Origin of the sequence: Selenomonas oralis (genome assembly GCF_051603425.1) — a bacterium.
GTDB lineage: Bacteria > Bacillota > Negativicutes > Selenomonadales > Selenomonadaceae > Selenomonas > Selenomonas sputigena_A.
The window spans coordinates 2,339,564-2,365,145 of the sequence record NZ_CP194411.1; the positions used below are offsets into that span (position 1 = coordinate 2,339,564).

A 25,582-nucleotide genomic window follows, 5' to 3' on the forward strand; every position below is an offset into this window, starting at 1 on the left:
TCCTATTCTTCCTGTAGTCTTGCAATCAATCTTCGTGCAATTGGCGCTGCTTCACTGCCGCCGCCGCCACTATTTTCCACGATAATGGCAAACGCCGCTTTCCGGCCATGCACTTCTGCCGATCCAATGAACCATGCATGATCTTTGCCTGTATTTTCAGCCGTTCCCGTCTTTCCTGTTACGCGCACACCGGCGACCTCAGCCGACGTACCCGTTCCCTTCTTCACAACCTCTTCCATAAAACCGTCAATGAGTGCTGCTCTCTTCGATGTAGTGGCTTCAAACCATTTTTCTTCATGTTTTTTTTCTATAGTGACCCCGCCAGGCGTCACTATACGCTCTATCATATAAGGCTTCATCACAACACCTTCATTCGCAAATGCGGCTGCCAGAAGCGCCATATGCAAAGGCGTGACCAGAAGGGTGCTCTGTCCTATACCGATCTGCGCCATATCGCCTTCACCGAGCGATGCAAAATCAGGCAAATGCGAAGCTGTCTCTGCCATATCGCTTTCAGCGGTTCGGAAAAAGCCAAAGCGTTCGAACGCCTCTTGTAAATTCTTTCCGCCTAAACGCAAAGCCAGCGTACCAAAGGTAACATTGCACGATTCTATCAAGGCTTGTTCCACATTGATTTTTCCATGCACTGCACCATGACTTTCATGGATGCGTGTATCTCCCACTTCAAGCGCACCGGTGCAATCAAAAATCTCATTTAGACTTGTAGACTGATTTTTCAATGCTGCATCCAGAATAAGCGGCTTTATCGTAGAACCCGGCGGATAAAGTCCTTGTACCGCACGGTTCAAAAGCGGGCTCGCTTCATCCGTTCTAAGGACATCCCACTCCGACGGAATATCGGCTGGATCAAACGAAGGCCGCGATACAAGCGCGAGCACAGCGCCGCTCTGCGCATCAAGCACAACAACCGCGCCGCGTCTTTCTCCCAATGCCTCATACGCGGTTTTCTGCAGCCCAGCATCAATGGTCAGGTAAACATCATCGCCCCTGTCTGAAGAGAAGAGCTGCGCTACAGGACCAAAGCGTCCGAATACACGGCTATGTCCTGTTAATTCTGCGCCTTTATAGGCTTCAATGCCGGTACTGCCAATTTTTTCATCCAAATAACCAGTAATGGGCGCCGTTACAGCACCATAAGGATAAATACGCTTGCCTATCTCTGGACTGAACGCCAATTTTTCACCTTTGACATCAAAGATTGTGCCCCGCAGAATGCTTTCTTCGGCAGCTGCTGCACGACGATTCAACGGGTGTTCCTCCAACCAATCGGCATCCCATACCTGCAGATAAACAACATAAAGCCCTAGGCAGGAAAACGCCAATAAAAGAACTACAGCAGAGCGCAAAATATACCTTTTATTACTTCGCTCAACCATGTTGATTCTCCTTTTTGGAAAGCACCGTCAAAATGCCAAGCAGAATAAAACTTGAAACCATGGAACTGCCGCCATAGCTGACAAAAGGCAGGGTGATGCCAGTCAAAGGCAAAAATTTTGTGACCCCTGCAATAATAATAAACGCCTGCAGCAAAAAGATGACAGCAGCACCTGCGGCCAGCAGTGACTCTCTTTCTTTTTGGCACATAAGCGCAATCTTTATCGCTCGGTAAAAAAAGAGCGAGAACACGAGCATAATTCCCAAGGCGCCAAGAAGTCCAAGCTCCTCCGCCAATGCCGCAAAAATAAAATCTGTGTGCACCTCAGGAATCAAGCCAGGATGACCATGTGCAAACCCTGTGCCCCAAACACCGCCTGAACCGAAAGCGAAGAGGGACTGAACAATTTGATAGGCACTGCCCGAAGGATCGAGCCAAGGATCAAGCCAGATATTGAAGCGCACACGCACATGCCCGAAAAAAGCATAGCTTAAGGCAGCCGCGCCTCCAAAAACGCCCAGGGCAAGAACGATATACGACTTCCTCCCTGTCGCCATATATGTCATAAAAACCGCTATGCCGAAAAAGAGCAAGGCGGAACCTAAATCTCGCTGCACAACAAACATGAGAATGGCAATTCCCCAAATGCAAAGGAGAGGTGCGATAAAACGCAGCATAGGCAGCCTAAGCAAAAATATTCTATGACTTGGTAGAATCAACATTTCCCTGTGTTCTGCAAGATAAGCGGCCAAAAACATAATGATGAGAATTTTGCCAAATTCTGATGGCTGCACAGCAAACGCTCCTAAAACAATCCAATTGCGGCTGCCGCCAATCTCTGTGCCAAATAAGAGCGCCGAGCACAAAAGAAAGAGGCAAAAGACCCCCAACAGGTATTGATAAGAAAGAATCCGCAATATCTTTGCGCCAAGAAAAATAACGGCAAGATAAACAACCATTCCGATGAGCAGCCAACGCATTTGCGTAACAAAAAGTGCAGGTTTCAATCGGGCAATCATGATGATGCCAAGACTTGAAAGCAGTACCGCAACAGGGAACAGCATACCGTCAATGCCCCTATGGTATTTTGCCAATACAAGCTGCACGAAACCAGCAACAACAAGCACAGCAAGAAGCCATGGCAAAAAATCAGACGCTGGAGGCAATCGATTTCCCATAAGCAGAACGCCCGTACCCAACAGCAGGATGCCAAGCGGGGCAAACAGCAAACGCCCGTTGTCAAACATCATGATCTTCCGTTACAATGGCCGTGATATTGTCAAAACCGCCTGCTTGAATGGCTAAATCAACAAGATATCGTGCCTTATCCGCCGGCCCTTCCTGCAGAGCCTCCCGGATAACTGCCTCGTCGACCATATTTGTCAGACCATCTGAGCACAAAAGAAAGATGTCCCCTGCGTCAACGCCAAAGCTGCCCGTATCAACAATGAGATTTTCTTCCACACCAACAGCGCGAGTCAACATATTTTTTTTCGGATGATGTTCTGCTTCCCGCTCCGTAATCGTTCCCTGATCCACAAGGCTTTGCACAAAGGAATGGTCGTGTGTGATACGCTTGAGTTCACCAGCACGCAGAAGATAAAGGCGGCTGTCGCCCACATGCGCCCAATAGACTTGTCGACCATCCCATTGACACGCCACAACCGTTGTGCCCATACCGCGGTACTCCTCGTTTTCAGTCGCAGTCTGTAAAATCTTATGGTTCGCTTCAAGCACAACACAACGCAAGGATTCCTCTCCCACTGTGTCCATTTGTGCTGAAAACCTTTCCTGAAACGTTTCGACAAGCATGCGGCTTGCTACTTCGCCGGCTGCATATCCCCCCATACCATCTGCCACAACACACATGTTGGGCGGCACGAAGGCTCCAGAATCCTCATTCGTATCACGTACCTTGCCCCGATCTGTCGCCACAAAAACTTTCAAAAAACTCACCTCTCAAACTTCAGCACAACAAATCCTATGCGAATTAAATCACCCGGTTTCAAATATGCTTTGCCCCGTAAAATTTCATCATTCAGATATGTATGGTTCACACTGCCCAAATCTTCTATTACATATTGATTATTTACAAGACGGACTACAGCATGGTGATGTGAAACAAACGTATCAGGAATACGGATATCATTATCTTCCCCACGCCCGAGATTGATTTCATGCGTAAAAGCAAAACGCTTTCCTGCCAAGCCATCCTCGCTTGTCTCCACGACACTCAACACAGCTTCGCTCGGCAAAAACTCACGTGGTTTGATTTCTTCTCGCAGCGATTTTATATCCCGGAACATCATTCGTGCGAGTCGTGAAATGAATAGAAACAACAGCAACAAAATGCCGTATTGAAACAACACGCTTATTATACGGAGGAAAAAATCTGTACCCGGCAATCAAATCACCTCATATCGCAGAACAGAATTTCCAATCTGGATTTTATCGCCCTGCCGCAAGCACGCTTCATGAACCGGCATGTCATTCAAGAGTGTACCGTTCGTGCTATGCTCGTCCTGTAAAAAGTGACGATGCCGCTCATAACGGATGGATGCATGGACACGAGATGCGTTGGGATCTGTCAAGATGAAATCACTGCGCTCGCGGCGGCCAAGAAAAATCTTTTTCTCGCCAAATTCGAGATAGGAATCGATATCGGCGCCCTTCAAAACAGTAAGCGAAGCAATCCTATACTCTGTCGGCAAATTCAACGGCGGCCGAAAAGACGGCTGCTGCAGCACAATCGTATGCTGTTCTTTCACAGCCAAAGCAACACGTTGCACCATATCAGAAAAACCAGCTGTCACTCTGCAGAGGCCAAGTGATAAGGTTGGATCTTTCCTTATCGCGACAGAAAGCCTGCCATCCATGAAACAATCAAGTAAAATGGCCTGCTTTTCCACTAACACATGCAGCTCGTCAAGGAAGCGCTGCGATGAAAGATGGTGACAATCTTCTTCGTTCATAGAAATTGTATAGTCATTCGGCAGCAGCCATTCACCGCTGCCTTTCTTATCCTTTTTTTTAGACTTGGCAATTTCCTTTTCCAGTTTTTTTTCCACCTCGATAGGTTCAAGGGCACTGCCAAATTTCTTATTAAAAAATCCTTCGATATGATTCTCCAAAAAAGTTTCCCATTTTGTAAAAGCCATAGAATCCCTCGCAATCTATCGCAAAATCGTGTCGTTTGATAGATGGCGGTTGCGAAGCTGTCCGCATGCCGCCTGTATATCGCTTCCTCTTTCGCGTCGAACAGTTGCCGCGATACGGCGGCGTGAAAGAGCTCGGACAAAAGCTTCCACACGCTCCTCTTCCGGACGATGGAAGCCGCGTTCCGGTACCGCATTAATCGGAATAAGATTCACATTCGCAATCTGTCCCAAAAGAAGGGCGGCAAGTTCTTCCGCTTCACGTTCCCCATCGTTCACATCACGAATGAGAATATACTCATAGGTCACGCGCCGTCCCGTTTTCTTTGCGTAGCGACAACCCGCTGCAACCACATCCGACATCGGATACTTTTGATTGATGGGCATGAGCATGGAGCGCAAGTCCTCACGTGGTGCATGAAGAGAAATAGAAAGCGTGACAGGCATCCCTTCTTCAGCCAATCGGTCAATCGCAGGCACAATACCAGAAGTAGAAAGCGTGATATTGCGATAGCCTAGGTTCAACACATATTCCTCGTGCAGGAGACGCAAAAAATGCACGACATGATCATAATTCATCAAAGGTTCTCCCGACCCCATCAAGACCATCGTATCAATCTTTTTGTCTTCCATTTCCAGTAATTCCTCAATGAAAAGAATTTCCCCCAGCATCTCACCCGCCGTCAAATTGCGGGTGAGTCCATGAAGTGTTGAGGCACAAAAGGAACAGCCCATATTGCAGCCGGCCTGTGTCGAAATGCAGACACTGTTGCCATAAGGTTGACGCATTAGAACGCTTTCGACAGCGACACCGTCAGGAAAAAGCAACAGAAATTTGCTCGTTCTGCCATCCGATGCATCCAATCGATCTTGCAAAACAGGAGTTACAATCATATACTTTGCAGCTAAAGATTTTCGTAATGTTTCCGGCAAATTTGTCATGCCGGAAAAATCTTTCGCATATTTTTTATACATCCACTCCATTATTTGACGCGTCCGATACTTAGGCAATCGAAACGACCCAAGCTCTTCCTGAAGTTCTTCGAGTGTCATGCCAAAAATATTTTTCATGCGTCCACCCTTCTCTTCATTCGTGCAATGAAAAAACCATCTGTACCATCACGCTGCGGATAAAGTTGTATCATTTTCTCTCTACGCTTTTGCAACGGCAAAAATTCTCCTGCCGTTTCGAGAGAAAAAACCTCATGATCCTTAAGAAACGCCTCAATGATTTCCTCATTTTCGGCACGCGTAATCGTACAGGTGCTATAGACGAGCACACCACCGGGCTTTACTGCTCCCGCTGCACTTTCTAGAATTTCTTTTTGGAGGATCGGCAGCGCCAGGAGCTCTGCAGGAGTCTTGCGCCAACGCGCATCGGGTTTGCGCCGCAGTACGCCAAGTCCCGAGCACGGCGCATCAACGAGAACACAGTCCGCCTGTCCTGCAAAATGCCTACCCGCTTCACGAGCATCCAGCAACATGGGTTCAACGGATATTATACCAAGACGTTTGCAATTTTCCTCAAGGCGCCGTATTTTATGCTCATGAATATCAAGCGCCACGATACGTCCCACATCCCCCATCAAAGCAGCCAGATGTGTCGCCTTTCCGCCGGGTGCACTGCAAACATCAAGTACAAAATCTCCAGGCTCAGGCGCAACGATATGTGCTACAAGCATCGAGCTCTCATCCTGCACTTGAAAAAATCCCTCTTGTAAGGACATGAGGTCATCCAACGCTCCATGACGACGACAAAGTACACCCTCGGGCGTCCAACATGAAGCTTCAGCCTCCACACCTTCAGCCTGCAGGCATTCCAGCAGCTTCTTCCGTGTCGTTTTTAACGTATTCGTACGCAGCGAAAGCACTGCCGGCTCATTGTCAAAAGTACAAAGCCTTACGGCTTCCTCGTAGCCAAACTGCTGTACCCAACGCCGCACTAGCCAAACGGGATGCTGCGATGATAAGGCAAGATGCTGCGTTTCATTCCCTTTTCCCGAGGGAAACGTCGCTTTTTCCGGCTCACGTGCCGCTGTTCGCAAAACAGCATTCACGAACTTTACCGTTCCTGCATGACTGTAACGCTTCGTAAGTTCCACTGCTGTATTGCAGGCAGCCGAAACGGGCACGCGCTCAAGGAAAAAAATCTGATACATAGCCAAACGCAAAATATCCCGCACCATGGGCGGGATTTTTGCAAGAGGACGATTCAAATAACGCCGCAGCATCCAATCCAGTGTTTCTCCTGCCTTTACTGCACCGTAAACAAGTTCCGTCACGAACCTCCTGTCCATATCGGACAGCTTGGCGGCACGCAAAGCTTGCGCTAATGCCACATTGGCATAAGCGCCTTTTTCGTTCACTTCGTGAAGTGCCTTCAATGCCGTCTCTCGCGCTTTATCCATGCAGGCTCCTCACCCTTTCTCGCTTTCCGCATGCACCATACCGTTTACACCTACGGTTTCATCGCTTTCATCGTGTTTGATATTTGTTGTCTTGTCGATGGACGGTTTCGGACTATCTATCAAAAACTTCTGGATTTCCTCACGCACTTTCTCAATATCTACATGCGTATTAAAGCAGGGTCCATTAGGCCGGATGTTCAACACACCGACTGCGGGCAAAGGATAGACATCTTGGATGCCGCTCGTCAAATCACGCTCACAGGCAATCGCCATGACCGCCTTGGGGCGAATTTTCTTCACTGTCTGTCGAGCCAGTGTGCCGCCCGTCACAATAAAAAAATGAAAACCCATTTCATCGGCAAGATTCACAAGTGCACCGACGTCACAACCGCCGCAGCGCTTACAATTATGCGGATCGCGTGTAATCTTGTGCGGACAGGTCGCAAGCTGCAAGCAATGGGGCGTCACGACAAGCAGTTCACTCGGACGCACCTTGATTCCGCGATGGTGGATGATCTGATTGCTGACCTCGATAAAGGAGCGCTCAATTTTCCGTCGATTGAACCCAAAAACCTTACCTATCATAATGGCGACAGGAAAGAGTAAATTGATCAACGTGTAAGATTGTTTTTGAAAAATATGAAGGAACGGCATCCCTAGAATCGCTCCAACCATACTTAATATGCCAAATCCTGTAAGAAAAACTACCGCAGCAAAAAAAAGACCGAGCAGAAGAGGCAGGTAGGCATTGATTTCCAAAAGGCCAAGATAGCTCACGCGCCAAACAGCATACGCAAGAAAAGTCATGCAAAGGAAACTCAATGATAAAAGCGCCACGAAAAGCCTTTTATGCGGTCGTTCCAACCCCGGTATCTGTACAGCTGCCAAGACTATCTCCTCCTTCCTGCCAATATATTCATGCGCAGCAAAAAATCGCCGTCATTCTATTTCTTATTAGAAATCAAACCTCGCAGGAATTTCCAATCCATGCCCGCGTATATAATCATTTGCCGTCATCTTTTTCCCATTAGGAGCCTGGAGCTCTATAATCTCAAGTGTTCCTCTTCCCGCAGCAACAAGAAGGCCGGTCTTCGTTTGTGAGATAATTTCTCCCGGCGTTACAGCCGTTTCTCCATCCACCACTTTTGTCCGCCAAATTTTGAAAGTCTTTCCTCGAAGTGTGCTATAAGCGCCTGGCCATGAATTGAGTCCTCGTACAAGATCATGAATCTCCTGTGCCGACTTGTCCCATGCAATATGTCCGGTACTTTTCGAAAGAAGCGGCGCATAGGTGGACGCGGCATCATCTTGCGGTATGCGCCGAAGCGTTCCTGTTGAAAGTTCTGTCAAGGTTTTTTCCAGAACATCCGCACCAAGCTCCATCATTTTATCATGCAATTCTGCTGCTGTCATATCTGCCGTAATGGGCAAGCTCTTTTTGAGAAGCATATCACCTGTATCGAGGCCTTCATCCATGAACATCGTCGTAATGCCGGTTTCCTTTTCACCACGGACGATAGCCCACTGAATCGGTGCTGCCCCGCGATAGCGAGGCAAAAGTGATGCATGGACATTGATACATCCCAAACGTGGAATAGATAAGATTTCCCTTGACAAAATTTGCCCAAAAGCAACAACAACAATCAAATCCGGCGCAAGTTCTTTCAATTTCCCAACGAATTCCGCTGTCTTGACACGTATTGGCTGGTAAATCGGCAAACCATGCTCTACAGCAAAAAACTTGATGGGAGGCGGCAAAAGCCTCTGGCCACGTCCTTTGGGTTTATCCGGCTGTGTCACAACACCAATGACATCGGCAATATTAACAAGACGCGCTAGGCATGGCACAGCAAAATCCGGGGTTCCCATAAAAAGAACACGAAACTTTTTCATACCGATTTCTCCTCTTGTCGCAAACTTTTTGCGATATCAATGAAGAGTATCCCCTCAAGATGATCGAGTTCATGTTGTATGCAGCGAGCCAAAAGACCGGTTGCTGTTATATGCTTGCGTTTTCCTCGCCTGTCGAGAAATTCCGCCTTGATCTTCGCTGCGCGTTCTACATCACCAAACATACCCGGCACACTCAAGCAACCTTCCGAATCGATCTCCGAACCCTCACGAAATGTAATTTTCGGATTTATAAGCTCGATAAGCCCGTCGCCTACATCAATGACGACCATACGAAGCGCCTCACCTACCTGGGGTGCGGCAATACCGATACCGTTTGCCTCATACATAGTCTCCGCCATATCATCAAGCAGTTTCCTGAGTTTTGCATCGACACGTCCAACGGGCACGCAAACTTCTTTCAATACAGGTGCGCCAGCCTTCTTTATATCCAGCATTGCCATTTCTTTCAAAGCCTCCAAATATAATTTCCCATAAGGTTTCCTTGAACCTGAATATCCTTGTCCTCATCAAAGGCCAAGCCCATAAATACGGTTCGCCGTCGAGAAAAACACCTTTTCCCATTCCTCTTGGGGAATAATTTTTTTCATAAACCAAATATAATCCTCAAGATTTGCGAGCGGCCAATCTGTGCCAAACATGATGCGGTCGTAGCAGTCAAGATACTCAAGCCAATCCTTCAGCATACGCATGTATCCTTGCTTTTTTCGCACAAACCGTTCGCTATCTGATATTTTCTGCTCCAAAAGCCCTGAAAAATCAGCTGCAACATTCGGGTTCTTTTCAAGAACGCCCACAGCATCCTCAAGCCACGGATTGCCAAAATGGCACATGACGAATTGCACCTGTGGCCAACGCACAGCGGCCTCATCCAGCACAAGCGGATGACTGTACTTCAAAAGACCGTTATTTGAAGCTGTAAGCCCGGTGTGGACGGCAACGGGTTTCATGTACTTTTCCGCCAAAGCATAAATCGGTGCAAATTCCTTCTCGTAGATATAAAAATGCTTGTATCCCGGATATAATTTGATACCTACACATTCTTCACGTTTAAGGTTCTCCTCTACAAGGCCTGCCTGCTCCTCTATGGAAAGCGTTTCCGTAAAAGCATCCAAGCCAATGCAGTAGCGAATGAAGTCCGGATACTCATGCGCAGAAGGCTCAAGACTCCTATTTCCCATGACGATGCCCTTTACGATACCAAGGCGCCGATATTCCGCTGCTAAATGCCCTGCCGTATTCTCATGACCTGCCTGTCTGGCAATCTCGTCAAAGTACGGATCTGCACAAAAATGAAGATGTGCATCAATAATTTCCATAGATGTGCTTCCTTTCACACTTCAGAAAGCATTGAATCAAGAATGCTTCCTTCATCTCCCCTATCATAGCACAAGAAACAGGAGAAGAAAAGAAACACGGTTACGCAAAACAACGACCTATACATTCAATACGCCATAGTGAACATGGCTGTATTTTCCCCCCAGTATTTTGGTAAAACCCAATCGTGAGAACTCCAGACTGCGGCTGTTTTCCTTGAGCACGACACGTTTTCGTGCGACACGGCATGCCTCGGCAATAACGGCAGAAGAAACCGGTTCCGGAGCCGCCGCCAAGCGCAAGGGGGCAAGTTGTATGCTTTCCTTCAGAGGATGCCGAAACATCGGGTCGAAATAAACGACATCATAGGAATCGTCGGGCAATTGCCGCAAAAACGGCTCATAATCCACCCCGAGGGCTTCGATACGGCGCATGGCAGCATGCAAATCGTAGTTTCCCGCAAGAAAATGTGCCAAGCCGTAATGAACGATTTCATAAATCAGCGGGCTTTTCTCCAATGCCGTGACCCGCCCCAAATCACCCACAACGAAACTGGCTGTAATAGCATCAGCTCCAAGGCCAAGCGTACAATCAAGAACTGTCATCCCTAATTCCAATCCCATTGCCTCCACCATATGATCCCTTTGCCCAAGCGCAAGGTGTTTCACACGCAAATGTGCCATATTCGGATGGAAAAACAGCTCCCCCTCCGGTGTTTCGAGACGCAAGCCACCTTGTTTCGCCACAAGAAGAAACTTCGCCCTGTATCTTTCGCGCAGCATCTCATACGAAATATGTTCACGTTTGACATATAAAATGCCCAACCGTTCCGCTGTTTTTCGCGCAAGCAAGACATCTCCCGTGCGGCTCTTATATCCTGTTGTGGCAATAACGTGCCGACAATCTTGTATATCCTGCATATCCATCACGTCCGCTTAAACATCTTTGCCAATTCCTCACTGCTGAACTTTAGAATTGTCGGCCGGCCATGCGGACAAGTATAAGGACGTGCCGTCTGGGACAGTTCCTCAAGAATGATCTGCATTTGTCGAAAATTCAGTTCATCTCCCGCTTTGATTGCAGCACGGCAAGCCATTGTAGCAAGGCAGGCATGGCGAATTTCATGAGGCGTCGTTTCATGCATCCCATAAAGGGCTGCCAAGATTTCACGAACTACGTCCTCCGCTTCCGATACAGGAATATCCGCCGGAACTTCTTTCAGTCGAAAATCACGCTCACCGCACGCCTCCATATCAAACCCTAGGCGGCAGAACAGCTCCCGGTTTTCCATAACAAGATTCGACTCCCTTGCATCGAAGGACAATATGGGATGAACGAGGAGCTGCTGCGAGGGAATATTTTCCGCCATAGCGGAGAATTTATCATAGAGAATCCTCTCATGTGCCGCATGTTGATCAACAATATAAAGGCCATCCCGATCCTGTGCAATAATATAGCAGCGGTCTACCTGTCCAATAGGCGTAACTGCTCCCTGATTGTAGAAATCGCCCGTCTGTGCTGCAGATTCTTCACCCACCATCAAACCATCTTTTTTGGGCGGTATAAAAGCAATGTCCCCCACCGTATTTCCATAAGAAGTCCGGCTCATCTTGAGGGTCTCCTGCGCCTCCGCAAAACCCATTGCGGTCTCTTCGGTAGATGCGGTACGATACCGGACAGCAGTGTTCAGGCTGGCAGAGGAGTTGGCTGCTGCTGTGCTCCGGTTTCCATCCATCGAAGGCAATACCGCCGTCGAGTTTTCAGGAGCAATAAAATGCATCGGCTCCGTCGCATAGTGGCGCTCCACCTTCTGCACTGTCCCCGCCACATTGCCCAGCGTCTGCCCCACAGGACGAATAGCGTCAACAACAGCTTTATATACAGCCTTAAAAATTCGTCCTTCGTCCTCGAATTTCATCTCACTTTTCTGCGGATGAACGTTGACATCAATCGTACGCTGCGGCACGGTAATATGCAAAACAATCATGGGAAAACCCGTTTTCGGCAACAACGAATGGTAGGCATTGTCTATAGCCTTCGCTATTGCCTTGTTCGATATAATACGACCGTTGACAATGAACGTCTGCCAAGCGCGGTTGCTTTTAAGCATTGAAGGTTTCGTAATATAACCCTCAATCTTGATATCATCGTCTTCAAAGGAAAGCGCCAGCAGAGCATCCGCTGTCTGCGATCCATAAATACTGCGAACAGCATCATAAAGGGAGCCGTTGCCCGGCGTCATCGTCACTGTCTTGTTATTGCTGATCAAGCAAAAAGCGATATTAGGACGCGAAAGCGCCAATTTCGTGATAAAATCACTGATGCGGGCGCCCTCCGTATGGTTCGTTTTAAGAAATTTTTTGCGCGCAGGCGTGTTAAAAAAAAGGTCCTCCACCTGGATTGTCGTACCGAGACGGCAGCCTATTTCACCAATTTCCTGCCCCATACCGCCCATGATCTTCACTTCTGTACCAAGCTCTTCACCTTCTTCGCGCGTACGCATATGAAAGCGAGAAACAGCCGCAATTGTCGGCAGCGCCTCACCGCGAAAACCTAACGTCCCCAAAGAAAAGAGGTCGCCTACCTCCTGGATCTTGCTCGTCGCATGGCGTTGAACGGCAAGTTCGGCATCTTTCCTGCTCATACCGCGTCCATTATCCGTTACACGCACAAGACTTGTACCGCCTGCCATGATTTCCACTTCGATTTTCGTCGCTCCGGCATCGATGGAATTTTCAATGAGTTCTTTAACCACAGATGCCGGACGTTCCACAACCTCGCCCGCCGCAATCTTATTGATGGTATTTTCATCGAGCACATGAATAAGGCTCATCTTTTTCCTTCCTCCTCTCTAGCCTGTTGTTGAAGGCGATACAATTCGTTCAAAGCTTCCAACGGTGTCATCGCCATGACATCAAGCGCAAGAATGGCATCGCTCAAGGATGCGGAGAACAACGATCCCATGACGGCAGGCAACTCCTGCACCATGTCTTTTGCCGCAAGTTTTGGAGGCTTTATTGCGCCAATGCCCCCGTCCTCATCCGTACACGTCTCAATATCATCGAGAATTTCTTGTGCTCGCTGCGTTACATTTTGGGGCAAACCAGCCAATCGCGCCACATGGATACCATAAGACTTATCGGCACTGCCCTGAATAATACGACGCAGAAAAACAACCTTTGTACCGCGTTCCTTAACCGCGATACAATAGTTTTTTATGAATTCATCCTCCATATCGGTAAGCTCATGATAATGTGTAGCAAACAAAGTTTTGGCATGAACCCGATTCCTTATGTACTCGACCACAGCCCGAGCAATACTCATCCCATCAAAAGTACTCGTACCCCTGCCAATCTCATCAAGAATCACAAGACTGTTCTTTGTAGCATACTTCAAAATCTGTGCTACCTCATTCATCTCCACCATAAAAGTACTCTGCCCACTGACGAGATCATCACTTGCGCCGATACGTGTAAAAATACGATCAACCGGCGAAACCTCGGCTTCCTTCGCTGGTACGAAACTGCCGATTTGTGCCATCAATGTCAAAAGAGCAACCTGACGCATATAAGTGGATTTTCCCGCCATATTTGGTCCGGTAATCAGCATAATCTCGCAATCCCTGTGATTGATGGCTGCATCGTTCGGTACAAAAAGATCATTTTTCAAAATGCGCTCCACCAAGGGATGCCGACCGTCACGAATGAAAATTTCTCCATTATTCGTGAGTTTCGGACGCACATAACCATATCTGCCCGCCGCCTCGGCAAGACTGGCGAGCACATCCAGCCGTGCAATCCATTGCGCTGTTTCTTGGATACGACCAAGTTCCATTTTGATGCTTTCACGAATCTCTGTAAAGAGCCGGTATTCAATCTGGACAATTTTCTCTTGTGCGCCAAGAATTTTCGTCTCAAACTCCTTGAGTTCCTCCGTAATATAGCGTTCCGCATTTGCCAGCGTCTGCTTCCTTATATAACGGTCAGGCACAAGAGCCGTTCCGCTATGGCGCACTTCGATATAGTAGCCAAAAACCTTGTTGTAGCCAATCTTAAGGGTCTTTATCCCTGTGCTTTCCTTCTCACGTTCCTCCATCTCCTGCAAAAGTTTTTTGCTGTCATGGGAAATGACGCGATACTCATCCAGTTCCTCGTTATAACCATTTTTGATAATGCCGCCTTCCCGGAGCGAAATCCCCGGTTCTTCCACGATTGCACGCTCCAGAAGAGCCACGATATCCTCAAAAACCCCAATACCGCTCTGCACTTCGCACAGAAGAGACGAAACCGAAGCCGCGAGCCGCGCCTTCAAAAACGGTAGGACACGCAAAGATAGCTTTAATGCAACGAGATCGCGTGCATTGGCTGTCCCAACTTCAATGCGCGTAAGCAAACGTTCAAAATCAAAAATTTCTCTGCAATGTGACTGAATATCTTCGCGTAAAGAAAAATCCCCTGTAATTTCTGCCACACCATCAAGACGACGTTCAATTTTCTCTACAGAAAGAAGAGGATACTCCAGCCATTTGCGTAACAAACGGCTTCCCATTGCCGTCTTCGTGAAGTCAAGGACATCCAAAAGCGTGTCCTTTTTTCCGCCATCGCGCAAATTACGGACAATTTCAAGGTTGCGCAGCGTATATGTATCTAGAACAAGATTCTCACTTGCATCAAGATAAAAAAGGCGGTTAATATGTGATAAATCCGTTTTCACCGTCTCATGCAGGTAATCAATCAAAATAGCCGTTGCTTCTTGCACAAATTCCCGCTTCGGCCAAGATCCTTTATCAAAATGTTGTGCCAGACGGCCCTTTACATCAACCGCATCCTTTACGCGCAAGGTCAAAGAGCACTGCGGCATACGAAGTTCCATGAATTCAGCCAATTCCTTGCGGAAGGACAATTCGCCCACAATAATCATTTCCGGCATCATCAAGCGATAGAGCTCATCAAAAAGCATCTGCTGCGCATCTTTTCCTTCGTATGTGCCATAAAAGCATTCCCCCGTCGAAACATCAGCAGCGGCAAGCGCAACAGCTTCTCCTTCCTCAAAAATCAAAGCTATATAATTATTCTGTGCATCATGCAGTGAAGATTCAGAAAGAACTGTGCCGGGCGTAATGATTTTGACAACCTCGCGTTTCGTGAGTCCTTTTGCCTTCGGATCACCAATCTGCTCGGCAATAGCAACCTTATAGCCCTTATTGACGAGCTTTGTGATATAACTTTCTGCCGCATGATAAGGAACGCCGCACATCGGAGCCTTGTCCTTATTGGAGCTGCGACTCGTCAACGTCAGCCCCAGCTCGCGCGAAACAAGTTTGGCGTCCTCAAAGAACATTTCATAAAAATCACCAAGACGAAAGAAAAGAATCTCATCAGGATGCTGCTTTTTCGTCTCCAGATACTGCTGCATCATTGGTGTGAGTTCCATAAATCCTCCTATAAAGAGAGAGGGACAGCCTATGCCGCCCCTCCCCCAATGTCACGTCACGCAGACACTTTGATATCACAGATACCAAAAGCAGTTCGCGCCTCAATCCGTCTGTAACTCGCCCTTGAGCACCCATGTCTGCGGCTGTGTAATACGCACCCGCACAATATCGCCCTCGGCTTCCGTCCCCTTTTTCTTCCAGAGAACAATCTTATTCGTTCCTGTTCTCCCCGTCCATATCGCCTCATCCGTACGGCTCGGACCTTCCACAAGAACCTCCTGCACACTGTTCTGAAGCTCCTGGTTCTTTTCCAGGCTGATCCTGTTCTGGACTTGCATCAGGCGGTGCAGTCGCTCCTTTTTGACAGAAGCTTCCACCTGCTCTTCCATCGTAGCGGCAGGCGTACCCGAGCGCTTGGAATACAGGAACGTATATGCGGCATCATAGCGAATCTCTTTCAGAAAATCAAGGAGTTCCGCAAAATCCTCCTCCGCCTCCCCTGGAAAACCAACGATGAGATCTGTCGTGAGACTGGCTCCCGGCACAGCCGTGCGGATCCGCTCAACGAGAGAACGATACGCATCCTTTCTGTAGACACGGTTCATCGCCTTGAGAATCCTGTCACTGCCATGCTGCACAGGCAAATGGAAATGGGGGCAGATATGCTTCCCGTTCTTAACGGCTTCAATCACACGATCACTCAAATCCTTGGGATGCGAGGTCATATAACGTACACGCTCAATCCCTTCGATTTCATCTACCATCTGCAGAAGTTCTGCAAAATCCGCTCTTTTGTGATCCTTTCCATAGGAGTTGACATTCTGCCCCAAGAGTGTAACCTCTTTGAACCCTTGCCCTACAGCCGCCTTGACCTCGCGTACGACATCTTCTGGCTGACGACTGTGCTCACGTCCGCGCACATAAGGCACAATGCAATAGGTGCAGAAATTATCACAGCCATACATGATGGGCACCCAAGCCGACAAGCGGCCAGCACGTTCTATCGGCACATCTTCCGGCAAAGGCGCATTACCCAGAAATACATCCACAATATGACCGCATCTTTCCGATTCAAGCCTTTTGACAACATCCTTCAGCTCATGCACCTTATTCGTACCAAGAACAAAATCAATGTGCGGTGCACGGCGAATCAGAGCCTCGCCTTCCTTTTGCGCCATACAGCCTGTGATACCAAAAATCAGGGTTTGTTTCGCATGTTTCAGATGCTTGATCTCACCAATTTTCCCATAAACCTTATCCTCGGCAGTTTCTCTCACACAACAAGTATTCAAAAGAATGAGGTCCGCATCCGTCATATCCTCTGTTCGTTCATATCCCAACGTCCCAAGCTGCCCTTCCATCCGCTCCGCATCCGAGATATTCATCTGACAACCATAAACCCCGATAAATGCCTTTTTTTTCTGAAACCCCTGTAGATCCTTCATCATCAAAAACCAGCGAACTCCTCACAAAGCCAAGAATAAAACCTTGCATAGCATTATATAGTATTTTTCATTAAATGTCATATTATTTTTTCCTAGATATTGCGTGTCATCCCTTGCCACGAACAAAACTCTTTAGCCTGGAGCCCAAAAGGCATCAAAAGCCTTGCAGCGATTTGCTGCACCATCGCCTCAATGGTTTGCGGTTTGTTGTAAAAAACGAGCATGGGCGGCACAATATGAACATTAGGCAGCGTTGCAAGTTCCTGCATATTGCGCAAATGAATGGGGCTTAACGGTGACTCACGCACAGCGAGAATAAGCGGACGTTTTTCCTTGAGCATCACATCCGCAGAACGCAGGAGAAGATTATCGGCATAGCCGCTGTGAATACCAGCGAGTGTTTTCATCGAACAAGGCACGATCAGCATTCCTGCTGTTGGATATGAACCGCTGGCAGGACCCGCACCGATATCGTCAATGGAAAAATTCTCGTCAGCCAACAGCCGTATTTCTTCAGCCTCCATATTCAACTCGTGTCTTAACGTGAGTTCTGCTCCACGTGTCATCAAAAGAATGGCAGAGAATTCATCCGAAGCGCGAATCATCTTCAAACATTCGACAAGAAGCGGCAAGCCGCTAGCGCCCGTCGCTCCCACAATGATTTTTTTCTTTGTCATCTTTTGCCCTCAATTCAGTCCTTGGAAAAATTCTTCAATCTTGACCATACTTTTCCTATCGTAAGACATAGAAACTCATATTAAGTACTCTCTCGGACAAAAGCGCACGGATTCACCATAAAACGCATCATAATCCTTGTGCAATAAACCTTTACCTTTTGTCTGTCAGGCGATTATTCCAGCATTGTCTTATGCTTTAAACTTTCAGGAATAAGAATCTGTATGAAGATATTCGCGCTCAACAACTTGTCCATTGGTACTATAGACGCGGTAAACCGAAGGCCTCATCCGTGATCCCACCGTCTCCAAGGTGATTTTTTTACCCCCGAGATCCGCCTGTGTACCCAAAACTTGCACGGTGATCTTCCGTCCATCCGCATTCGCCAACAAATAGACATTATGCGGCAAGGGATTAGTAAACTGAAAATCAATCAAATCGTCCGCAACCGTAGCATCAAGTCCCGGTGGGCAATAGGTGGATGGAAGGAAATGTGAATATCTTACCGTAGGGTTGAGTCCCGCCAAAAGAATGGCATTATACAAAGTGGAGCTCACCTGGCAAACGCCACCGCCAATGCCTGGAACAGCCTTGCCATTCACAAGAACAGCCGCATTCTTATAACCTGCGCTTGCAGTGCGCGTTCCAACGATATCATTAAAAGAAAATCCCGCTCCGCTTCGCACCAAAACACCATTAAGCTGCTGCGCTGCCAATGCGATATTGTCTCCACGCGCCCCATGACGATAGTATGTCGTATATGTAGCGAGCACTGCATTGACATTCGTGACATCTTCGGTGCGTACAAATGGCTGCTGTTCAACGATGGGTAAATCGACAATTGTTGATTGCATGGCTTTCAGAGGTTTGTCGAGTGTTTCAACTGCCGAAGAGAGATCCAGTACTTTTCCCGATTTTCCAGGCAAATGGCGAATTGCGCCATTTGCACCAATCTCACAAGAGGCATTGACTGGCTGTACAAGGACGGCAGCGGCAATTGCATCCAGTTTTTTTTGCAAAAGATTTCCATCATAATTTGCCGTAAGAGCTATATTGCAGCCAAACACAGCATTACGAACCTGCGTCAAAACTTTCCGCAAGCCACTGCCTTCCCGTCCGGCTTTATACGCTTTCTCCGCCGCCATAGCAGCATCAGGATGCAGGGAAATATCCTGCGGCTGAAGTTTCCAATTAGCGTCATTACTGCGAAGCGATATCGATTGATTTGCGAGCCTGCGCTGACCAAGCTGCTCAAAATAATGCTCTGCTTCTGCCTGTGTCATACCGAAGAGGGAATGTCCGTCTGTCTGTACCCCATAAAGAATACGATCTCGACAAGAAATCGTATAGGCAAAACCACCGCCAGCCAACAATGTCAATAAAAACAACACCACTATCACAATGGCGACATTAAATTTGGAACTCCCCAGCATTCTTTCAGCCCCTCTGCTCTATGAGCTATATCCAGACAACTAATAATATTTAATAATTCTCTTCATATTCATTTATTCCTGCCCAAGAGAAAAAGTTCTTATCCCTCTTTTTCTCCTCCATTTTGTTTTACAATCAACCGAAATGATGTATAATATAAGATATAATTATAGAAAGAGGTGACCTATCTTGACAGATCAGGAATTGGAACAACTGGTGCAGGAGAAATTTGCCGAAGCCGACAAGAATTTTGAGGAACGTCCAAAGAAATTCTTTATTACGGAAAATGGTCGCGGTGTCGTTGACGGCGGTGATCTTTACAACCAAGTTTACACGGACGTCCTGCGTATCTCCCAACAGGCTGTCACGGCAATCTTAAAAGAAGCTCTCAAGAAATAATGCCGAAAAATCCCTCTGCAAGCGCAGGGGGATTTTTTTTTGCGGCCTAAATCACTTCATGAAAAGCTGCCTTTTTTGTGGGAGTATGTATATCCCCGAAACAAAAATCACGAGGTTGAGCTGCCGTATGGCAAAACACAACCTCGTGAATATTTTACAGAAGAACCTTATGAGAGAGATTCACACGACCTTGCTTATCGATCTCGACAACTTTGACCTCAAATTCATCTCCTTCATGAACAACATCCTCCACTTGGGCAACGCGATGTTTTGCAAGCTGTGAAATATGGCAAAGCCCCTCTTTTCCTGGCAAAATTTCGACGAATGCACCAAAGTTCATGATGCGTGTGACTCTTCCCTTATAAACAGCCCCAACCTCCACATCGCGAACAATATCGGCGATAATCTGTTCTGCTTTTTTGGCGCTCTCCCGGTCAACTCCTGCAATGAATACCGTACCGTCTTCTTTGATATCAATCTGCACGCCCGTCTCATCAATAATTTTTTTGATGGTTTTGCCACCTGCACCAATAACTTCGCGAATCTTATCCACATGAATCTTCATGACTGTGACACGCGGCGCATACGGTGAGAGCTCTGCAGCCGGCTTATCGATGACGGCAAGCATCTTTTCCAGGATAAACGCCCGTCCCCTCTTTGCCTGCGACAAAGCTGCCAAAAGGATATCGCGCGTAATCCCCGCGATTTTAATATCCATCTGTATTGCCGTGATGCCTTTTTCCGTACCGGCCACTTTGAAATCCATATCGCCAAGAGCATCTTCCATCCCTTGGATATCCGTAAGAATCGTATACTGTTCCCCATCTTTGACAAGCCCCATGGCAACGCCGGAAACCGGCCGTTTGATAGGAACGCCTGCATTCATAAGAGAAAGCGTACTGCCACAGACGCTCCCCATAGAACTGGAGCCATTCGATTCAAGAACCTCGGACACAAGCCGTATCGTATAAGGGAACTCTTCCACAGAAGGAATCATCGGCAGCAGAGCACGCTCCGCCAAAGCGCCATGGCCGATCTCTCGCCTGCCTGGTCCGCGTGCCGGACGCGCCTCACCCACACTATAGCCTGGGAAATTATACTGATGGATATAATGTTTGGACTGTTCAGGACCTAAACCGTCAATGATCTGTTCATCCCCCACAGATCCCAATGTTGTGATTGTCAAAATCTGCGTTTGTCCACGCGTAAAAAGTCCCGAGCCATGTGTGCGCGGTAAAAGACCAACCTCACAGCTCACGGGGCGAACTTCATCCAATTCGCGCCCGTCAGGTCGTATTTTTTCGTGTGTGATCATACGACGAACGATTTCCTTGACAATCTTATGCGTCACTGCTGAAATTTCTTTAGCGGACTCTGGGTATTCCATAAGAAAATGTTCCAACACTTCAGCACTGACTGCAGCAATATGTTCGTCACGCTTCAATTTATCGGGATTGCGCACAGCCTCATTGAGACGTTCCGTGCAGTAGCCGCGTATTGCCTGCTCCATTTCCTGCGGTGCAAGAAACAGTCTGACTTGACGTTTTTCCTTCCCACAAGCCTCTACAATTTCTTGTTGGAAATCGACAATTCGCTGGATTTCTTTATGCCCAAAGAGAATTGCTTCAAGAATTACCTCTTCAGGCAATTCATGTGCGCCTGCCTCTACCATCATCACAGCATCATGAGATCCCGCAACCGTCAGATTCAGGTCTGAAACCGCACGCTGCTCTTCCGTAGGATTGACAACAAACTCACCATCCACACGGCCTACTTTTACACCTGCAATCGGGCCGCCAAAAGGAATATCGGAGATGCAGAGAGCACATGAAGCGCCTATCATGCCGGCAATCTCTGGCGCATTATCCTGTTCGACAGAAAGAACCGTTCCAATGATCTGTACATCGTTGCGGAAACCTTCCGGGAAAAGCGGACGAATCGGGCGATCAATAAGGCGACTGCAAAGAATTGCCGATTCGCTCGGACGCCCCTCGCGTTTAATAAAACCACCCGGAATCTTACCGGCAGCATACATCTTTTCCTCAAAATCAACCGTGAGCGGAAAAAAATCCACGCCTTCTCGCGGTTCTTTCGAAGCCGTTGCTGCAACGAGAACAACCGTATCACCATACCGTACAAGAACAGCGCCGTTCGCCTGTTTTGCCATTTTTCCCTGCTCAATAATAAGCGGGCGACCGCCGACCTGCATTTCAAAACTCTGCATCTAAGTGCCTCCTAAATTAATTCCATCAGCTTCAGTTGTATCGTTTTTTTATTCGACATAAAAACAAATTATCCTTGCCGTTTCCAAAAACTTCATGACGTAAAAAAAGCGGGGCGAACCCCGCTCTTTTTATTTCCTCAGATTTAGTTTTGCAATAATAGCACGATAGCGCTCAATATCGCTGCTATAAAGATAGCTCAGCAGCCTGCGGCGATGTCCAACCATCTTCAAAAGACCACGTCTCGAATGATGATCCTTCTTGTGCTCTTTGAGATGCTCCGTAAGATACTTGATGCGCGCTGTCAAAAGTGCAATCTGAACCTCAGGCGAACCCGTATCTCCCTCATGAACAGCATTGTCTTCAATGATTTTCTGCTTTGCTTCCTGTGTCAACATAAATAAAACCCCTCCTGTTTGTTTCTGCTCTTCCCTCCAGAAGCCACGGTATCGTCGGAGAAATTCAATGTCGTAGCCACGGAGAACGCATATAAAACGCCTACCGCATTATAGCATAAATATTTTTCCTTTGCAAACCACGTTTTCCGAAACATGCAACAGAAGCAAATCCGTCCACGTAAGCGGGCGGTACGCATGATCGCGCAGCCACTCCGTCACCGAATCCGTCAGACTCAGCCCATGGCTGTCCATGCGAATATCCCGTTCCATATTGTTGATGCGGTTACTCATAAAGCTGGACTTTTTCAAAAGCATATCCATCTGCGCCACCCTGCGCGCATGGATGCGCTCCTGCCGCCACTCCTCCTTGAGCTTCTTTTCCGTCAGTACATCGCCCGCCGCGTGCGCGTCCAGGATCGCCTGCTCCCGCGCGCGGAACTCCTCCGCCCAGGGCGAGCCCTCGTAGTCCTTGGCCGCCCCCTCGTTCCAGGCCGCCCACTCGTCCACCGTCGCCAAATCCCGTTTGGATCCCTCGTCCTCCAAAGCGGCCAAATCCTCCAAGTCCATGAGAAACATATGCCCCATCTCATGGAGGAACGTCGAAGCATCCGCCCCCTCAAAGAGCTCGATCACACGCCCGCCCTCACTGTTCTTGACGATACGTCCCTGGTTGGCATTGCGGACGCGCTGGTAGACACCAAAACTGCTTCTCCGTACTGCTTCCAAATCAGTTTCCGTCTTTACATTTTGGAAATTCCCTGATACAATAGAGGCAGATAAAGCATTGCTTGTTGCAACAATCGCTGGAGAGCCGTTCCAGTAGGACTGCAACCAAGTGATGCTTTCTTTTTTATTCATGTAAAGCACATTGTTGTTATTAAATTGTTTCTCAAACCATTTTAGCGAGGCCTTATTTCCCTTTTTCCCTGCCGTTTTCCCAAATGCGGAATTAATGATATTGGCGGTTGCCCCATCACGCTCAACATTCTTGTTGATCTCCACAGGTACGACAATCGTCGCCCCATTTGCATCCTTCAGCCCAACGGCAAAGACATAGCTGTCCGGCTTATTCCCACGCGTAATCATCAGCGGGTCTGCCATCTTACGCGGAAGCTGGCGCAAAAGATCAAGCGTCATCCCCTTATGGTTTTTATTGACAGAATGTGCGAAAAAACTCCCGAACACATGGAGCGAATCATACGGGATATTGAGGATCTGCAACACAAGAGGAACGTCCATCACATGGAACAGCGTACCATTCTCTTCTTTTTCCCATTTCCGCTTATCCGCTGCATCATATCGGTCAATCATCGCATTCCAGCTCTTCTCATCCGCACGAAGACGCTCCTCCGCCCGGGAAACAATTTCATTGCTCTGATGGTAAATATCCACATCCATCGCAGAAAACGCACCCGTGTTGTCCGTTGCCGACTTGACTTGATTCGGCTGATCCGCGGTATACCAAGTCGCGCCGTCGCGCTGGATAATTGCTCCGTCGTGCTTATCGTTTTCTTGATATGCTACGCCTTTTCTCGCAAAAGCGTCTTTCAAAATCTGCGTGAGCTTCGACTTCTTCACCTTGCCGGGCTGCATACCCCAGAACAGGAGATTGTTGACGACGAAAGAGGCTGGCGTTCCGTCCTTGTCAAAAGGACGCTTTTCAAAGAAATCCAACGCTTCCTTTTTCGCTGCATCAATGTCCGCCTGTGTCGCCATCGCCTCCGGGTCACGTGGATTCTGGATATTGGCAAAAAGCTCCATGATGCGCCAATCCTTATCCTTGAGCGTATAGGACGTGTCCTCTTTGTCGGCTGTGAGATAAATCCCCTTGCCGTACAGCCCGCTCTCGGAAGGCCGAAACTTCGTGAAATCGGACAATGTACCGTGATACACGACAAGCGGCTCGCCATTTTCGTCCACCACTTTGGAAGATTTGTTGACTTCCTCAGATATTTTTGATACAATTTGATCAAAGGCTTCCTGTGGGAATGAAGTCAGCACGCCCTCCGTGGTGTTGTATGCGGCATTCCACTTCCGGGAAGCCTCTTTTATTTCCAAAGCCTCCACGGAATACAGCCGATTTCCTTCTTTTTCCTGCGCCAACTCTTTGACTGTCAACTCCGCAGCAAAAACTTTGCCCCCAACGACAAAAGGAGAAAACAGTCGATGAATCTGCTTGATGTTCCTATCGTTATCCCGATCTTTATGCGTGTATTCCGCCGTTGCACGCGAAAATAGATGGTCTACATTTGCCACCGCCAACGCATGAATCTTAGCGTCAACCGACTTCCTTGTTGCGGATGCACTCACCATCTTCGCGATATTCGTATTGGACAAGATCGCATGAATACCAAGCACAGAATTTGTTAAATCCTGCCCTACTACCGATCTTGCAGCCGAAGCAGCCTCATCCAGATTTTTAGCCTGTCGCGGCAGCATCAAACGCGCCACCTGTTCCCAATCCCCGAACCACGCCTTAAAAGCCGACGTGCGCACCGTAAGCCACTGATCCTCCGTCAGATTCGTCGCCTTGCCGTTCGGCGCTTTCATCCAAGAAGCCGTACCCGCATACTGCTTGCGGACGGCTTCTTTTTCTTTTTCCACGGTGCGCTGATACAGACCACCCTCTGCATCCCCCTCGCGTCCGGCCTGTATGGCAAACGTATGGTAATAATCCAGCGCCGTGAATTTCTTTCCCGTCTTTTCTGCGATCGCCTTGGCATAGAGATCCGCATGGCGCGCCAGCAGCACCGCGTTCATCCGCGCCGCCTTGGACGCACGGCCGCCGATGGATTTCAGATCGGCCATGATGCGGCGATAGACCGAATACCCTTCAGCCATCATTAATCAATGAGACAAAATGGTGCTGAGATGGCACATCAGCACAGATATGACAACTTCAATCGTTACGGACACCGTGCGTGACATCTTACAAAAAGAAAGGGTCGCTAATGGAGCAATCCTCCACAGTGACCAAGATTCACAGTACCTTACCAAGCATATTACGACCTAAGCCACGAATACCACTTCACACCGTCTATGTCAAAGCGTGGTTGTCCGTATGACAATGTTCCGATGGAAAATTTCTTTAGAACGCTGAAGTCGGAGTGTCTACATCGGATGAAGTTTGGATCAAGGAAGGAGTTGAAGGAAACCACAGCACAATATGTACACTTTTACAACTATGAACGCATACAACTGAAAAGCGGTCTTACTCCATACGAAATATGGAGCAAAACCGCATAAATCAGCGTAATTATACGATAGTAGTTTATTTTCTTGTCCGCTTAACAGAGAGCAGTCCACTTCGATCTTGGGCTTTTCTTTACAGCAAATCCTTCCTGATAAGTTTCGTGACCGCCTCCACATGTCGCGAGACACTAGTATGAAT

General features: G+C 48.0%; 22 protein-coding genes. 2 read left to right on the plus strand and 20 right to left on the minus strand.

All coding sequences use genetic code 11. The annotated features are described in order from the left end of the window. Positions 1-2: 2 nt before the first annotated feature. The 17 genes from ACRTGH_RS11070 to ACRTGH_RS11150 form a co-directional block, all read right to left on the minus strand. Positions 3-1,397 (minus strand): peptidoglycan D,D-transpeptidase FtsI family protein, encoded by a 1,395-nt coding sequence (locus ACRTGH_RS11070; protein WP_368845978.1) that lies wholly within the window; start codon positions 1,395-1,397, stop codon positions 3-5. Beyond that, the gene (locus ACRTGH_RS11075) at positions 1,390-2,643 is read right to left on the minus strand and encodes an FtsW/RodA/SpoVE family cell cycle protein (protein ID WP_438474362.1); all 1,254 of its coding nucleotides are present in this window, start codon (positions 2,641-2,643) and stop codon (positions 1,390-1,392) included. Before ACRTGH_RS11075 ends, ACRTGH_RS11070 begins: the two co-directional genes overlap by 8 nt. Next, a complete protein-coding gene (locus ACRTGH_RS11080; protein ID WP_368845976.1) occupies positions 2,636-3,352 on the minus strand; it encodes a Stp1/IreP family PP2C-type Ser/Thr phosphatase in 717 nt (238 codons plus the stop codon). Before ACRTGH_RS11080 ends, ACRTGH_RS11075 begins: the two co-directional genes overlap by 8 nt. Continuing rightward, positions 3,349-3,801 carry an FHA domain-containing protein gene (locus ACRTGH_RS11085; RefSeq protein ID WP_368845975.1) on the minus strand — a complete coding sequence of 151 codons (453 nt, stop codon included), beginning with the start codon at positions 3,799-3,801 and terminating at the stop codon, positions 3,349-3,351. The genes ACRTGH_RS11080 and ACRTGH_RS11085 overlap by 4 nt, the downstream gene beginning before the upstream one ends. Beyond that, positions 3,802-4,554 carry an FHA domain-containing protein gene (locus tag ACRTGH_RS11090; RefSeq protein WP_368845974.1) on the minus strand — a complete coding sequence of 251 codons (753 nt, stop codon included), beginning with the start codon at positions 4,552-4,554 and terminating at the stop codon, positions 3,802-3,804. It abuts the gene before it with no gap. A gap of 15 nt (positions 4,555-4,569) precedes the next feature. Next, the gene (gene rlmN, locus ACRTGH_RS11095; RefSeq protein WP_368845973.1) at positions 4,570-5,622 is read right to left on the minus strand and encodes a dual-specificity RNA methyltransferase RlmN; all 1,053 of its coding nucleotides are present in this window, start codon (positions 5,620-5,622) and stop codon (positions 4,570-4,572) included. Beyond that, positions 5,619-6,959, minus strand: coding sequence for a 16S rRNA (cytosine(967)-C(5))-methyltransferase RsmB (gene rsmB / locus ACRTGH_RS11100; RefSeq protein WP_368845972.1), 1,341 nt, complete (start codon positions 6,957-6,959; stop codon positions 5,619-5,621). The genes rlmN and rsmB overlap by 4 nt, the downstream gene beginning before the upstream one ends. 9 nt (positions 6,960-6,968) lie before the next feature. Continuing rightward, positions 6,969-7,847 (minus strand): DUF116 domain-containing protein, encoded by an 879-nt coding sequence (locus tag ACRTGH_RS11105; RefSeq protein ID WP_368845971.1) that lies wholly within the window; start codon positions 7,845-7,847, stop codon positions 6,969-6,971. A gap of 66 nt (positions 7,848-7,913) precedes the next feature. Further along, positions 7,914-8,852, minus strand: coding sequence for a methionyl-tRNA formyltransferase (fmt, locus tag ACRTGH_RS11110; protein WP_368845970.1), 939 nt, complete (start codon positions 8,850-8,852; stop codon positions 7,914-7,916). After that, positions 8,849-9,313, minus strand: a complete 465-nt coding sequence (gene def, locus ACRTGH_RS11115) for a peptide deformylase (protein WP_368845969.1) — start codon at positions 9,311-9,313, stop codon at positions 8,849-8,851. Before def ends, fmt begins: the two co-directional genes overlap by 4 nt. 66 nt (positions 9,314-9,379) lie before the next feature. Then, a complete protein-coding gene (locus ACRTGH_RS11120; RefSeq protein WP_368845968.1) occupies positions 9,380-10,189 on the minus strand; it encodes an amidohydrolase family protein in 810 nt (269 codons plus the stop codon). A 117-nt stretch (positions 10,190-10,306) separates the two neighbouring features. Then, the gene (locus ACRTGH_RS11125; protein WP_368845967.1) at positions 10,307-11,107 is read right to left on the minus strand and encodes a class I SAM-dependent methyltransferase; all 801 of its coding nucleotides are present in this window, start codon (positions 11,105-11,107) and stop codon (positions 10,307-10,309) included. A gap of 5 nt (positions 11,108-11,112) precedes the next feature. Further along, entirely contained in the window at positions 11,113-13,020 is a 1,908-nt protein-coding gene (gene mutL / locus ACRTGH_RS11130; RefSeq protein WP_368845966.1) for a DNA mismatch repair endonuclease MutL, read from the minus strand. Further along, a complete protein-coding gene (mutS, locus tag ACRTGH_RS11135) occupies positions 13,017-15,620 on the minus strand; it encodes a DNA mismatch repair protein MutS (protein ID WP_368845965.1) in 2,604 nt (867 codons plus the stop codon). The genes mutL and mutS overlap by 4 nt, the downstream gene beginning before the upstream one ends. Before the next feature lie 102 nt (positions 15,621-15,722). Then, positions 15,723-17,066, minus strand: a complete 1,344-nt coding sequence (gene miaB, locus ACRTGH_RS11140; RefSeq protein WP_368846225.1) for a tRNA (N6-isopentenyl adenosine(37)-C2)-methylthiotransferase MiaB — start codon at positions 17,064-17,066, stop codon at positions 15,723-15,725. Between the two features lie 92 nt (positions 17,067-17,158). After that, on the minus strand, positions 17,159-17,743 hold the full coding sequence (locus ACRTGH_RS11145; RefSeq protein WP_368845964.1) for a UbiX family flavin prenyltransferase: 585 nt from the start codon (positions 17,741-17,743) through the stop codon (positions 17,159-17,161). Between the two features lie 204 nt (positions 17,744-17,947). Next, entirely contained in the window at positions 17,948-19,174 is a 1,227-nt protein-coding gene (locus ACRTGH_RS11150; protein WP_368845963.1) for a VanW family protein, read from the minus strand. 187 nt (positions 19,175-19,361) lie between these two features. Between ACRTGH_RS11150 and ACRTGH_RS11155 the strand changes: the two genes are divergently transcribed. After that, positions 19,362-19,571: a hypothetical protein gene (locus ACRTGH_RS11155; RefSeq protein ID WP_368845962.1), complete on the plus strand. Its 210-nt coding sequence runs from the start codon at positions 19,362-19,364 to the stop codon at positions 19,569-19,571. A 154-nt stretch (positions 19,572-19,725) separates the two neighbouring features. Here ACRTGH_RS11155 and ACRTGH_RS11160 read toward each other — a convergent pair whose 3' ends face one another. From ACRTGH_RS11160 to ACRTGH_RS11170, 3 genes are all read right to left on the minus strand, one after another. Then, a complete protein-coding gene (locus ACRTGH_RS11160; RefSeq protein ID WP_368845961.1) occupies positions 19,726-21,795 on the minus strand; it encodes a polyribonucleotide nucleotidyltransferase in 2,070 nt (689 codons plus the stop codon). 129 nt (positions 21,796-21,924) lie between these two features. After that, positions 21,925-22,191: a 30S ribosomal protein S15 gene (gene rpsO, locus ACRTGH_RS11165; RefSeq protein WP_368845960.1), complete on the minus strand. Its 267-nt coding sequence runs from the start codon at positions 22,189-22,191 to the stop codon at positions 21,925-21,927. Positions 22,192-22,299: 108 nt separating this feature from the next. Next, on the minus strand, positions 22,300-25,032 hold the full coding sequence (locus tag ACRTGH_RS11170) for an ADP-ribosyltransferase-containing protein (RefSeq protein ID WP_368845959.1): 2,733 nt from the start codon (positions 25,030-25,032) through the stop codon (positions 22,300-22,302). Positions 25,033-25,230: 198 nt separating this feature from the next. Here ACRTGH_RS11170 and ACRTGH_RS11175 point away from each other — a divergent pair, with 198 nt between their 5' ends. Next, the gene (locus ACRTGH_RS11175; RefSeq protein WP_368845958.1) at positions 25,231-25,437 is read left to right on the plus strand and encodes an IS3 family transposase; all 207 of its coding nucleotides are present in this window, start codon (positions 25,231-25,233) and stop codon (positions 25,435-25,437) included. Positions 25,438-25,582: the final 145 nt, after the last annotated feature.

Bases quoted from the DNA above. Each gene is read 5' to 3' on its own strand.
- def (WP_368845969.1), bottom strand. From the start codon at position 9,313: ATGGCAATGCTGGATATAAAGAAGGCTGGCGCACCTGTATTGAAAGAA.
- ACRTGH_RS11090 (WP_368845974.1), bottom strand. From the start codon at position 4,554: ATGGCTTTTACAAAATGGGAAACTTTTTTGGAGAATCATATCGAAGGA.
- rlmN (WP_368845973.1), bottom strand. From the start codon at position 5,622: ATGAAAAATATTTTTGGCATGACACTCGAAGAACTTCAGGAAGAGCTT.
- ACRTGH_RS11170 (WP_368845959.1), bottom strand. From the start codon at position 25,032: ATGGCTGAAGGGTATTCGGTCTATCGCCGCATCATGGCCGATCTGAAA.
- rsmB (WP_368845972.1), bottom strand. From the start codon at position 6,959: ATGGATAAAGCGCGAGAGACGGCATTGAAGGCACTTCACGAAGTGAAC.
- fmt (WP_368845970.1), bottom strand. From the start codon at position 8,852: ATGAAAAAGTTTCGTGTTCTTTTTATGGGAACCCCGGATTTTGCTGTG.
- mutL (WP_368845966.1), bottom strand. From the start codon at position 13,020: ATGAGCCTTATTCATGTGCTCGATGAAAATACCATCAATAAGATTGCG.
- ACRTGH_RS11125 (WP_368845967.1), bottom strand. From the start codon at position 11,107: ATGCAGGATATACAAGATTGTCGGCACGTTATTGCCACAACAGGATAT.
- ACRTGH_RS11150 (WP_368845963.1), bottom strand. From the start codon at position 19,174: ATGCTGGGGAGTTCCAAATTTAATGTCGCCATTGTGATAGTGGTGTTG.
- ACRTGH_RS11070 (WP_368845978.1), bottom strand. From the start codon at position 1,397: ATGGTTGAGCGAAGTAATAAAAGGTATATTTTGCGCTCTGCTGTAGTT.
- ACRTGH_RS11120 (WP_368845968.1), bottom strand. From the start codon at position 10,189: ATGGAAATTATTGATGCACATCTTCATTTTTGTGCAGATCCGTACTTT.
- ACRTGH_RS11145 (WP_368845964.1), bottom strand. From the start codon at position 17,743: ATGACAAAGAAAAAAATCATTGTGGGAGCGACGGGCGCTAGCGGCTTG.
- ACRTGH_RS11175 (WP_368845958.1), top strand. From the start codon at position 25,231: ATGTCAAAGCGTGGTTGTCCGTATGACAATGTTCCGATGGAAAATTTC.
- ACRTGH_RS11160 (WP_368845961.1), bottom strand. From the start codon at position 21,795: ATGCAGAGTTTTGAAATGCAGGTCGGCGGTCGCCCGCTTATTATTGAG.
- miaB (WP_368846225.1), bottom strand. From the start codon at position 17,066: ATGAAGGATCTACAGGGGTTTCAGAAAAAAAAGGCATTTATCGGGGTT.
- rpsO (WP_368845960.1), bottom strand. From the start codon at position 22,191: ATGTTGACACAGGAAGCAAAGCAGAAAATCATTGAAGACAATGCTGTT.
- ACRTGH_RS11075 (WP_438474362.1), bottom strand. From the start codon at position 2,643: ATGTTTGACAACGGGCGTTTGCTGTTTGCCCCGCTTGGCATCCTGCTG.
- mutS (WP_368845965.1), bottom strand. From the start codon at position 15,620: ATGGAACTCACACCAATGATGCAGCAGTATCTGGAGACGAAAAAGCAG.